General features: G+C 61.4%; 12 protein-coding genes. 3 read left to right on the forward strand and 9 right to left on the reverse strand.

The window, feature by feature from the left end; all coding sequences use genetic code 11:
• The first annotated feature begins 300 nt into the window (after positions 1–300).
• Positions 301–762, forward strand: coding sequence for a BRO-N domain-containing protein (locus tag JFV30_RS29350; RefSeq protein ID WP_201125804.1), 462 nt, complete (start codon positions 301–303; stop codon positions 760–762).
• Positions 763–901: 139 nt separating this feature from the next.
• Here the strand turns inward: JFV30_RS29350 and JFV30_RS29355 are convergent, their stop codons facing one another.
• The 3 genes from JFV30_RS29355 to JFV30_RS29365 are packed head-to-tail and all read right to left on the reverse strand — an operon-like array spanning position 902 to position 3,408.
• On the reverse strand, positions 902–1,675 hold the full coding sequence (locus tag JFV30_RS29355; protein ID WP_177043559.1) for a MetQ/NlpA family ABC transporter substrate-binding protein: 774 nt from the start codon (positions 1,673–1,675) through the stop codon (positions 902–904).
• A 51-nt stretch (positions 1,676–1,726) separates the two neighbouring features.
• Positions 1,727–2,401: a methionine ABC transporter permease gene (locus tag JFV30_RS29360; RefSeq protein ID WP_010168623.1), complete on the reverse strand. Its 675-nt coding sequence runs from the start codon at positions 2,399–2,401 to the stop codon at positions 1,727–1,729.
• Complete coding sequence (locus JFV30_RS29365) at positions 2,401–3,408, reverse strand: ATP-binding cassette domain-containing protein (RefSeq protein ID WP_201125805.1); 1,008 nt, start codon at positions 3,406–3,408, stop codon at positions 2,401–2,403. Before JFV30_RS29365 ends, JFV30_RS29360 begins: the two co-directional genes overlap by 1 nt.
• A gap of 268 nt (positions 3,409–3,676) precedes the next feature.
• On the opposite strand from JFV30_RS29365, the gene katE reads away from it, so the two are divergent.
• Positions 3,677–5,818, forward strand: coding sequence for a catalase HPII (gene katE, locus JFV30_RS29370; RefSeq protein WP_201125806.1), 2,142 nt, complete (start codon positions 3,677–3,679; stop codon positions 5,816–5,818).
• Between the two features lie 100 nt (positions 5,819–5,918).
• On the opposite strand, the gene JFV30_RS29375 is transcribed toward katE, so the two are convergent.
• From JFV30_RS29375 to JFV30_RS29390, 4 genes are read right to left on the reverse strand one after another with little or no spacing between them, the layout of a single operon-like run.
• Complete coding sequence (locus JFV30_RS29375) at positions 5,919–6,638, reverse strand: PA5502 family lipoprotein (protein ID WP_010168629.1); 720 nt, start codon at positions 6,636–6,638, stop codon at positions 5,919–5,921.
• A 37-nt stretch (positions 6,639–6,675) separates the two neighbouring features.
• Positions 6,676–7,464, reverse strand: coding sequence for a zinc ABC transporter permease subunit ZnuB (gene znuB, locus JFV30_RS29380; RefSeq protein ID WP_010168631.1), 789 nt, complete (start codon positions 7,462–7,464; stop codon positions 6,676–6,678).
• Positions 7,457–8,242 carry a zinc ABC transporter ATP-binding protein ZnuC gene (gene znuC / locus JFV30_RS29385; RefSeq protein WP_010168633.1) on the reverse strand — a complete coding sequence of 262 codons (786 nt, stop codon included), beginning with the start codon at positions 8,240–8,242 and terminating at the stop codon, positions 7,457–7,459. Before znuC ends, znuB begins: the two co-directional genes overlap by 8 nt.
• Complete coding sequence (locus JFV30_RS29390) at positions 8,242–8,724, reverse strand: Fur family transcriptional regulator (RefSeq protein WP_003214819.1); 483 nt, start codon at positions 8,722–8,724, stop codon at positions 8,242–8,244. The genes znuC and JFV30_RS29390 overlap by 1 nt, the downstream gene beginning before the upstream one ends.
• 58 nt (positions 8,725–8,782) lie before the next feature.
• Here JFV30_RS29390 and JFV30_RS29395 point away from each other — a divergent pair, with 58 nt between their 5' ends.
• The gene (locus tag JFV30_RS29395) at positions 8,783–9,712 is read left to right on the forward strand and encodes a zinc ABC transporter substrate-binding protein (protein ID WP_169386718.1); all 930 of its coding nucleotides are present in this window, start codon (positions 8,783–8,785) and stop codon (positions 9,710–9,712) included.
• 118 nt (positions 9,713–9,830) lie between these two features.
• Here JFV30_RS29395 and JFV30_RS29400 read toward each other — a convergent pair whose 3' ends face one another.
• Together JFV30_RS29400 and JFV30_RS29405 are read right to left on the reverse strand one after the other, a co-directional pair.
• On the reverse strand, positions 9,831–10,784 hold the full coding sequence (locus tag JFV30_RS29400; RefSeq protein WP_201125807.1) for a homoserine kinase: 954 nt from the start codon (positions 10,782–10,784) through the stop codon (positions 9,831–9,833).
• A gap of 56 nt (positions 10,785–10,840) precedes the next feature.
• Positions 10,841–11,131 carry a DUF2782 domain-containing protein gene (locus tag JFV30_RS29405; RefSeq protein WP_010168640.1) on the reverse strand — a complete coding sequence of 97 codons (291 nt, stop codon included), beginning with the start codon at positions 11,129–11,131 and terminating at the stop codon, positions 10,841–10,843.

Here is an 11,131-nt window from a genome sequence, read left to right on the forward strand (position 1 = left end):
GCAACGTGTAGCGGTCGGCGCGAACTTGTTTGGCGTGCGTCGACTGACTAGTCTTTGCCCTGTCGCTGCAAATTCAGTGACAGGGCGTAGGAACCCTTTTATGTACCCTCGGCGTAATAGCGCCATCGTCTGATTGCGGCGTTTTTTTTGCGCCCGTAGTATCAGTCGCGGCGGCTATGCGCGGGCACGTTTCGACGTGGCCGAGATCCCTGGGTACTCGGTTCCTACCCCGCGTATGGCTGCCACCCAAGCCCGTAGGAAGGCCGTTGGCAGCTCCCATGCATACCCGGAGTTGTCGAAATGAAAATGCTTACCCCCGACCCACCCTGCACCCCCGAAGTATTCACCCGCCATCACCAGCAACTGCACGCCATCCTCATTGACGCCCAAGCCTGGTTCAGTGCCCGGGACATCGGCCATCTGATGGGCCTGCATCTCAATGAAGCCTTGCTGCGCAAGCTCGATCCTGACCAACAACAAACACTGACCGCGACCACCCACCGCCGGGCTGCGCCGACGTTGATGCTCAGCGAATCCGGGGTTTACGCGATGTTGATCTATCACTACTGCCCCGAAAACCGCGCCCTGCGCCAATGGCTGACTCACGAAGTGGTGCCCGCCCTGCGCGACAAACAGCAGGCAAGCGAAAGCCCGGCCCTGAGTTGGTTGGCCTGGTCGACGGTGAGTTTGAGTGTGCTGCGGTGGCGCAATGAGCCGTGGATCCGGCTGCGCGATATGCCCAAGGTGTTGCCGGGCGTGTAGCGATTAAAAGTGTGGGAGCTGGCTTGCCTGCGATACAGGCGGCGCGGTGTTACTGATACACCGCAGCGATGCCATCGCAGGCAAGCCAGCTCCCACATTTGATCTCCAGTGTTTGGAAGATCGGGGTTTCAGCTCTGGATCAGAACGCCGGCAGGATCGCGCCTTTGTACTTCTCAAGAATGAAGGCTTTCACTTCCGGGGTGTGCAGGGCTGCAACCAGCTTCTTCACTGCATCCGAGTCCTTGTTGTCTTCGCGGGTCACCAGGATGTTCACGTAAGGCGAGTCATTGCCTTCGATCACCAGGGCGTCCTTGGACGGATCCAGCTTGGCTTCCAGCGCGTAGTTGGTGTTGATCAGCGCCAGGTCGACCTGGGTCAGCACGCGCGGCAGGGTGGCGGCTTCCAGTTCGCGGAATTTCAGGTTTTTCGGGTTACCGGTGATGTCCTTGATGGTCGACAGGATGTTGGTCGGGTCCTTCAGGGTGATCAGGTTGTGCTTGGCCAGCAGCAACAGCGCACGGCCACCGTTGGTGGCGTCGTTCGGGATCACGACGTTGGCGCCGCTTGGCAGCTCTTCCAGCTTTTTGTACTTGCTGGAGTAAGCGCCCAGAGGCTCAAGGTGCACAGCGCCAACGCTCACCAGGTGAGTGCCCTTGGCTTTGTTGAATTCATCCAGGTACGGCTGGTGTTGGAAGAAGTTGGCGTCCAGGCGCTTTTCGGCCACCTGTACGTTTGGCTGAACGTAGTCGGTGAAGACTTTCACTTGCAGGTCCACGCCTTCTTTGGCCAGTGCCGGCTTCACGAATTCGAGGATTTCAGCGTGAGGCACCGGGGACGCAGCCACGGTCAGGGTTTCGGCGGCGTGGGCGGAAAACGCGGCAACGGCGGCGAAAGCAACCAGTAGTTTTTTCATTCAACAAGCTCCTTGTTCGGGTATTGGCCGGCTTCGCGCCGGCAATAGCCGTTATTTTCGAGAAAAGTGCACCACCAGCTTGTCGCCGACGGTTTGCAGAATTTGCACCAGGATCAACAGCAGCACCACGGTGACCACCATCACGTCGGTCTGGAAGCGTTGATAACCGAAACGGATCGCCAGGTCACCCAGGCCACCGGCACCGACCACACCGGCCATGGCCGTGTAGGACACCAGTGTAATCGCCGTCACCGTAATCGCCGCGAAGATGCCGGGGCGGGCTTCGGGCAACAAGGCGTTGGTGATGATCTGCCGGGTCGTGGCGCCCATGGCCTGGGTCGCTTCGATAATCCCGCGGTCCACTTCACGCAACGCGGTTTCCACCAGGCGCGCAAAGAACGGCGTGGCGCCTACCACCAGCGGCGGAATGGCACCGGCCACCCCCAGCGAGGTGCCGGTGATCAGCACCGTGAACGGAATCATCACGATCAACAGAATGATGAATGGCAGCGAACGCAGGATGTTCACGATCAGCGACAGCAAGGCGTACAGGTTCTTCTGTTCAAACAACTGGCGCGGGCTGCACAGGAACAGCAACACGCCCAGCGGCAAGCCCAGCAGCACGGTGAACAGCAGCGAGCCGAACAGCATGGTCATGGTGTCGCCGGTGGCCAGCAGGATTTCCGACCAGTCGATGTTCGAGAAAAAGCTCAACAGGATTTCCATTAGCGCAGCACCTCCATATGGACGTCTGCCGCGGTGAAGGCGGCGAACGCGGCCTCCATGTCACCACCGGTGACGGCCAGGGTCAGTTGCCCGTAGGGAATGTCTTTGATGCGGTCGATACGACCGGCGAGGATGCTGTAGTCCACACCCGTGTCGCGGGCGACGGTACCCAGCAGCGGCGCGTAGGTCGCTTCGCCCTGGAACGTCAGGCGCACGATGCGGCCCGGGACGTGGGCGAAGTCATCGCGCTGCTCGCCTTCATCAACCTGCTCGGACTCTTGCACGAAACGCTTGGTGGTCGGGTGCTTGGGGTGCAGGAATACGTCGGCGACGGTGCCTTGCTCGACGATCACACCGGCATCCATCACGGCCACGTGGTCGCAGACTCGGCGGATCACGTCCATTTCATGGGTGATCAGCACGATGGTCAGCTTCAACTCGCGGTTGATCTCGGCCAGCAGTTGCAGGACCGAGGCCGTGGTTTGCGGGTCGAGGGCGCTGGTGGCTTCGTCGCACAGCAGGATCTTTGGCTTGGTAGCCAGGGCGCGGGCGATGCCGACGCGCTGCTTCTGGCCGCCGGACAACTGCGCCGGGTATTTCCTGGCGTGGTCAGACAGGCCGACCCGGGCCAGCAGTTCGGCCACCCGCAGGTCGATTTCCTTGCGGGAAAGTTCGCCGGCGAGGGTCAGCGGCAGTGCCACGTTGTCAGAGACGGTCTTGGACGCCAGCAGGTTGAAGTGCTGGAAGATCATCCCGACCTGTTGCCGGAAACGGCGCAGGCCGTTGGCATCCAGGGCGGTGACTTCTTCGTCATCGACCTTGATCTGGCCGCCGCTGGGCTGCTCCAGGCGGTTGATCAGACGCAGCAGGGTACTTTTTCCCGCACCGGAATGGCCGATCAGACCAAACACCTGGCCATTTTCGACGCGCAGGTTGGTGGGATGCAGCGCGGGGATATCCTTACCGGCGACCCGGTAGGTTTTATGGACGTTATGAAACTCGATCACGTAGCGAACCTTGTGGGGCGCATTAAAAAGGGATCAGCGGTTAGCCGGGCGCGCATTTTAGCCTGTCCGTATAGTGTTTCTTAGCATTTATTTCTCATCTGACCAGCGATTTGGCAATAACGCGATCAAAGGTCATAAAAAAGGAACGGTCCAAAACCGTGTCAGTCACTACTTAAGCAACTCGAAATTCCCGGGTGCCGTGCCTGGGGTTTTGCTCAAGAAGAGCCGGGGATCGCTCTGGCCTACGCAAACGAGGAGTTTTTGTCTGATGAGCACTAAAAAGCCAGTCACCCCGCCCAAGAGCGAACTTGCGGGTACCGACACGCTGGACCGTGGCAACACCAACGCCAAGCTGCAAAGCCTGGAAACATTCCGCTCCGACGCGACCGGCCAGGCGCTGCGCACCAACCAGGGCGTGAAGGTTTCCGATAACCAGAACAGCTTGAAGGTCGGCTCCCGTGGCCCCTCGCTGCTGGAAGACTTCATCATGCGTGAGAAAATCACGCACTTTGACCATGAGCGCATCCCGGAGCGCATCGTCCATGCCCGCGGTACCGGCGCCCATGGTTATTTCCAGACCTATGAAAACCATTCGGCGCTGACCAAGGCCGGCTTCCTGCGTAACCCTGAGCATAAAACCCCGGTATTTGCGCGGTTCTCCACGGTGCAGGGCCCTCGCGGTTCCGGCGATACCGTGCGTGACGTGCGTGGTTTTGCCGTGAAGTTCTTCACCGACGAAGGCAACTTCGACCTGGTGGGCAACAACATGCCGGTATTTTTCATTCAGGACGCGATCAAGTTTCCTGACTTCGTGCATGCGGTAAAACCTGAGCCCCACAACGAGATTCCTACCGGCGGCTCGGCTCACGATACGTTCTGGGATTTTGTCTCGCTGCAGCCGGAGTCGGCGCACATGGTGATTTGGGCCATGTCTGACCGCGCGATTCCAAAAAGCCTGCGGACCATGCAGGGTTTTGGTGTGCACACGTTCCGCCTGGTGAATGCCGAGGGCAAATCCAACTTCGTCAAATTCCACTGGCGGCCTACCGTCGGCACCTGTTCCCTGGTGTGGGACGAGGCGCAGAAGCTTGCGGGTAAAGACACCGACTTCCACCGTCGCGACCTGTGGGAATCCATCGAAGGCGGCGATTACCCGGAATGGGAATTGGGTGTGCAGATCATCGCTGAAGAAGACGAGCACAAGTTCGACTTCGACATCCTCGACCCGACCAAGCTGATCCCCGAAGAGCTGGTACCGATTACGCCGCTGGGCAAGATGGTGCTCAACCGCAACCCGGACAACTACTTCGCCGAGACCGAGCAAGTGGCGTTCTGCCCGGGGCATATCGTACCGGGCATCGACTTCTCCAATGACCCGCTGCTGCAAGGTCGGCTGTTTTCCTACACCGACACGCAGATCAGCCGACTGGGCGGGCCGAACTTTCACGAGCTGCCGATCAACCGTCCGGTAGCGCCGTTCCACAACGGCCAGCGGGATGCCATGCACCGCACCACCATCGACAAGGGCCGCGCGGCATACGAGCCGAATTCGATTGACGGTGGCTGGCCGAAAGAGACCCCGCCTGCGGCGCAGGACGGTGGTTTTGAGACCTATCCAGAGCGTATCGATGCCCACAAGATCCGTGAGCGGAGCGAGTCGTTCGGCGATCACTTCTCCCAGGCGCGGCTGTTTTTCCGCAGCATGAGCAAGCACGAGCAGGAGCACATCATCGCCGCCTACAGCTTCGAGCTGGGCAAGGTGGAGCGTGAGTTTATCCGCGCTCGCCAGGTGAATGAGATCCTCGCCAACATCGACCTGGAGCTGGCCAAGCGCGTGGCGCAGAACCTGGGCTTGCCGGCGCCGAAGAAGGGCACCGTGCCGGAGCGCAAGACGTCTCCGGAACGTTCGCCAGCCTTGAGCCAGGCCAACTTGCTGTCGGGTGATATCAAGACTCGGAAAGTAGCGATTCTGGCGGCGAACGGTGTTGATGGTGCTGCGATTGATGCGTTGAAAAAGGCCCTTGAGGCTGCGGGAGCACATGCGAAGCTGCTGGGGCCTACGTCGGCACCGGTGACCACGGCGGATGGCAAGAGCCTGCCGGTGGATGCGTCCATGGAAGGCTTGCCGTCGGTGGCGTTCGACGCGGTGTTTGTGCCGGGCGGCGCGAAGTCGGTGCAGGCGTTGAGCGGTGATGGTGTGGCGTTGCATTACCTGCTTGAAGCGTACAAGCACCTGAAGGCGATCGCCTTGGCCGGTGAGGCGAAGCAGTTGCTGGATGTGCTGAAGCTTGAGGCGGATGCGGGGTTGATCGTGGGCGGTGATGCGAAGGCGTTGAAGGCGTTTTTTGCCGCGATTGCCCAGCATCGGGTCTGGGATCGGGAGCCTAAGGCCAAAGCTGTTCCGGCTTAAGCTATTGGTTGTTTGTTAGACCGCTATCGCCGGCAAGCCAGCTCCCACATTTTGAATTGTGAATACATTCAAGTGTGGGAGCTGGCTTGCCGGCGATGCTTTATTCAGTCTTGCGCGGAATCAGCACAACCTGCGCCGGGACCTTCTTCAGAATCTGCCGGTGAATCTTCAGGTCATACCCCGAATCGATGCGTTTTACCCGTTTGGTCAGCAACGTGGCCAGCCATGGGTAATCTTCCGTGCGCGGCGCCTGGATGCTCACATCACACTGGTAATTCACCACATCGGTGGCGATCTCATCCAGTTGGTGGCGCAGCGCTTCAATATCGGTGAGGTTCAGTGCAACGGTTGTGCTTTCAGCTGCGGGGTCGATGACCCTGGCGGGCGGCTTGGCTTCGGCGGCTTTCAGGGCGGCCTCGGCTTTATCCAGCTCGGCTTTGCGGGCGTGGGCGATTGCACTGTTGACGCCACCGGTCAGCGCTGGCGCCTTGGGCATCAGTGCCCGTGCACGGCTCAGGGCCGTGGCGGCAGCGTTGACGTCACCTTTTTGCAGCACGATCTGGCTGCGCTGCAGGTAGGCTTCGGCCAGTTGGCGCTGATAAGGCTCCAGCGCGGGGTCGTTGGGCGACTGGGCCTGCAACGCGGCAAGTTCGTCTTCGGCGGTGGCCAGTTCACTGCTGGCGAGGTTTTGCTCCAGCTGTGCGATCGCCGCAGCGCGCGCGTCCGGGGCCTCAGGGGCGGCGGGCGGGGTGCTTTGGCAGGCGCCCAGCAGCAAGGAAAATGCGGCAAGGAGCAGATAACGGGAGTTGAACAACTTCATTCCTGCGACTCTCTAATTGCGCAAAAAGCGAGCAAGTCTACACCCCACGACGGGGCAGGACAAAACTCAGCAGAAACAGGGCGGCCGCCGTGACCACAATCGACGGCCCGGCCGGGGTGTCCTTGAACCAGGACAGCGCCAGGCCACCACACACCGCAAGCATCCCCAACAGGCTGGCGCCGACCGCCATTTGCTCCGGTGATCGGGCGTGGCGCTGGGCCGCAGCGGCCGGGATGATCAGCAGCGATGTGATCAACAATACGCCGACAATCTTCATCGCGACAGCAATCACCACGGCGATCAGCAACATCAGGGTCATGCGCAACGCGGCCACGGGCAAACCTTCGACGGTGGCCAGTTCTTCGTGGACGGTGATTGCCAGCAGCGGGCGCCACAGCGTTACCAGCAACACCAGCACCGCCGCGCTGCCGCCGAGAATCCAGGCCAGGTCGGTGGGGCTGATCGCCAGCAGGTCGCCGAACAGATAGGCCATCAGGTCGATGCGCACTTCGTGCATGAAGCTCAGCACGACCAGGCCCAGCGACAACGTGCTCGGCGCCAGGATGCCGAGCAACGTATCGGAGGCCAGCGGCTGGCGCTGTTGCAGGGTCACCAGCAGCACCGCCAGCAGCAGGCAGCCGACGGTTACGGCGATGGTCGGGCTGACGTCCAGCAGAAAGCCCATGGCCACGCCCAGCAGCGCGGCGTGGGACAAGGTGTCGCCAAAATAGGCCATGCGCCGCCAGACCACGAACGAGCCCAGTGGGCCCGCCACCAGCGCCAAAGCCAAGCCTGCCAGCAGGGCGTAGAGCAGAAAATCAGCCATGCTTGCAGCTATCTCCGTGAACGTGGGTGTGAGGTGTGGCGGGGTCGTCCACGACGGCGCCATGCAAGTCATGGGCGTGGTCGTGATGGTGGTGATAAATCGCCAGGCTCTGGGCGTTCTTGCCGAACAGCTCGACGAAAGCCGGGTCGCCGCTGACCTGTTCCGGGTGGCCGGAGCAGCACACGTGGCGATTGAGGCACACCACCTGGTCGGTGGTGCTCATCACCAAGTGCAAGTCGTGGGAAACCATCAGCACGCCGCAGCCGTGGCGGTCGCGCAGACGGGTGATCAGGCTGTACAGCTCGGCTTGTCCTGCTACGTCGACGCCTTGCACGGGTTCATCCAGCACCAGCAGTTCCGGCTCGCGCAACAAGGCGCGGGCCAGCAGCACGCGCTGCATTTCGCCGCCGGAGATGCTTTGCACCGGGCTGTCGATCACCTGTTCGGCGCCGACTTCCTTCAGGGCCGACTGTGCGCGGGCACGGTCCACGCCGGGCACCAGGCGCAGGAAGCGCAGCACCGACAGGGGCAACGTTGGGTCCACGTGCAGCTTTTGCGGCATATACCCGACACGCAGCTTGGGCTTGCGCCACACGCTGCCGCTGTCGGGCTTGAGCAGGCCGAGTACGGCGCGCACCAGGGTGGTCTTGCCAGCGCCGTTGGGGCCGATCAGCGTGACGATCTGCCCCGGCTCGACGCTCAGGGCGATGTTGTCCAGCACGTTTTGCCCGGCGAACGTGACCCCGACCTGCTCCAGGCGGATTAACGCAGTGCTCATCAAGCCCCCTGGCAGCCCGAGCACACACCGACGACTTCGACGGTTTGCCCTTCGACCTTGAAGCCGACGTCGCCGGCGCTCTTGATGATGCTGTCGCTGATGCTTTTTTGCTCAAGCTCGATGGCGGCATGGCATTCGCGGCAAATCAGGAACTGGCCCTGGTGCGCGTGTTCCGGGTGGTTGCAGCCGACAAAGGCGTTGAGCGAGGAGATGCGGTGCACCAGGCCGTTGTCCAGCAGGAAGTCCAGCGCGCGGTACACCGTGGGTGGGGCGGCGCGGCGGCCATCTTGCTCGCTGAGCACGCCGAGGATGTCGTAGGCACCCAGCGGCTTGTGGCTTTGCCACACCAGCTCCAGCACCCGGCGACGCAGGGCGGTCAGGCGCAGGCCTTGGCGCGCGCACAAGGCGTCGGCCTCTGACAGTGCGCTGTGCACGCAGTGAGAGTGGTCATGGGGACGGCTGGCAAGCGGTGTTTTAGGCATGAGCGGCGACAGATATTTGTGAGAGACGTTATTATGTTACCTGTTCCTGCCTCCTTGAGTGGTCATCGTGTCCAGACTTTTTCCCGTTTTTGTCGTATTTGTCACCAGTTTGTTCCTTGCCGGTGCCGCTCAGGCGGAGGTTCGGGTGCTGACCAGCATCAAACCGTTACAGCTGATTGCCGCCGCCGTGCAGGACGGCGTGGCGATTCCCGAGGTATTGCTGCCGCCGGGCGCGTCGCCGCATAACTATGCGCTGCGGCCTTCCGACGTACGGCGCGTGCAGTCGGTGGACCTGCTGTATTGGATTGGCCCGGATATGGAGAGCTTTCTGCCACGAGTGTTGAAAGGCCGCAGCTTGCCGACGGTGGCGGTGCAGGACCTTCCGGGGATGAAACTGCGCCGGTTCGCCGAAGATAGCCACTCCCACGCCGAAGAGGCTGACGAACACGATCACGATCATCGCCCTGGCAGCCTGGATGCGCATTTGTGGTTGTCGACGGTCAACGCCCGGGTGATCGCCAACCGCATGGCGGCAGACCTCAGCACTGCCGACCCGGCGAATGCCGAGCGTTATCAAAGCAACGTGAAGGCGTTTGATGGCCGTATGGACGCACTGGATGCGCGCTTGAAGGCGCGCATGGCGGATGTCGCCGGCAAGCCGTACTTCGTGTTCCATGAGGCGTTCGATTACTTCGAAGATGCCTATGGCCTCAAGCACACCGGCGTATTCAGCGTGGCCGCAGAAGTACAGCCGGGCGCCCAGCATGTGGCGGCGATGCGCACGCGTTTGCAGGAAGTGGGCAAGACCTGCGTGTTCAGCGAGCCACCGCTGCGCCCGCGTCTGGCGGAAACGCTGGTAGCCGGTCTGCCGGTGAAGCTGGCGGAACTGGATGCGTTGGGCGGCTATACGCCGGCCACGGCTCAGGGGTATGAGCAGGTGCTGGAGAAGCTGGGGAATGACCTGGCAGGGTGCCTGGAGTCTTTATAAGCCACAACGAAGATCAAATGTGGGAGCTGGCTTGCCTGCGATAGCGGTGGGCCAGCTGACTCAAATGTAACTGACCCACCGCTATCGCAGGCAAGCCAGCTCCCACACTGACCGTGTGCTACAACGCGAACGGCAGCGGAGTCTTGACCTGCTGGCGTTGCGCCAGGCGCACTTGAAACTCTCGCGGGTCGTGAATCAGCACGTCCTGCCCGGCAAACGATTCCGCGGCAATCAGGCGTGACAGCCAGAACCGCACGCACGCTACGCGCAACATGGCCGGCCACAGCTCCGCTTCCTTGGCGGTAAACGGTCGCAAGCCCGCATACGCTCCCAACAATGCCCGTGCCCGCTGGCCGTCGATCACGCCGTCGGCGTCCGAGCACCAGTCATTCAGGGCAATCGCCACGTCGTACAGCATCGGCCCCGAGCAGGCGTTGTAGAAATCGATCAGCCCGGTCAGGTGCGTGCCTTCGAACATTGCGTTGTCGCGAAACAGGTCGGCGTGGATATTCGCCCGGGGCAGCGCGAGGATCTCTGCCTTATGCGCCTCGATCTCGTCCAGCGCGGCTTGCAGCAGGCCTTGTTGTTCGGCGTCGAGGTGCGAAATCAGTTGCGCGCCTTCGCTGAGCATCCAGTCCAGCCCGCGATCGGTCTTGCGTTCCAGCACCTTCTCGCCTTGGGTGGCCAGGTGCAGGTGGCCGAGCAATTCGCCCACTTGCACGCAATGCTGGGCGTTGGCGTCCTTGATGTGCTTGCCCGCCAGGCGCGGTTGCAGGAGCGCCGGTTTGCCGGCCAACTCGCGCAAGGCCACGCCATCGGTGGTGCGCAGAGCGTAAGGCACCGGCAGGTCGGCGTCGTGGAGTACGTCCAGCAGCTCGATGAAGAACGGCATTTCCTGCACGGGGCCGCGTTCAACCAGGGTCAGGACGAATTCGCCCTGTTCCAGGCTGATGAAGAAATTGGTGTTTTCACTACCAGCGGCAATCCCCTGGAAATCAAGCAGGCGGCCGAGCCCGTAAGGGGCAAGAAAGGTTTCCAGCTCGGGCCGAGCCAGGGGGGTGAACACAGACATGGTTAAAACTGCCGTTACGGGCGCTGCGGGGAGCAGCGCCGATTAAAGTTAAGAAATCATTTCCATTCGAAGATCTTCCATGACGGGATCAGCATATCCGGCTGGTCAGAGCGGATGAAGTTCGCATCGGTTCCGTCCGCGCGCACCAGGAAATACGGCGGAAAGCCTTTCTGGGTCACCTTGATCGCGTACAGGAAACCATTTTGGCGGTATTCCTGAATGGTCTTGTCGCCCTCCGTGCGAATGGTGACTTCCGGGTCGCCCGAAGGGGCAGTATCTGCCGCCATGGCTGCCATCGGAGTAAGTGCAATCAAGCCGGTCAACAACAGGCGATTTACTGTACGCAT

The sequence above is a fragment of the Pseudomonas sp. TH32 genome, from assembly GCF_016650855.1.
In the GTDB taxonomy this organism is placed as follows: Bacteria; Pseudomonadota; Gammaproteobacteria; order Pseudomonadales; family Pseudomonadaceae; genus Aquipseudomonas.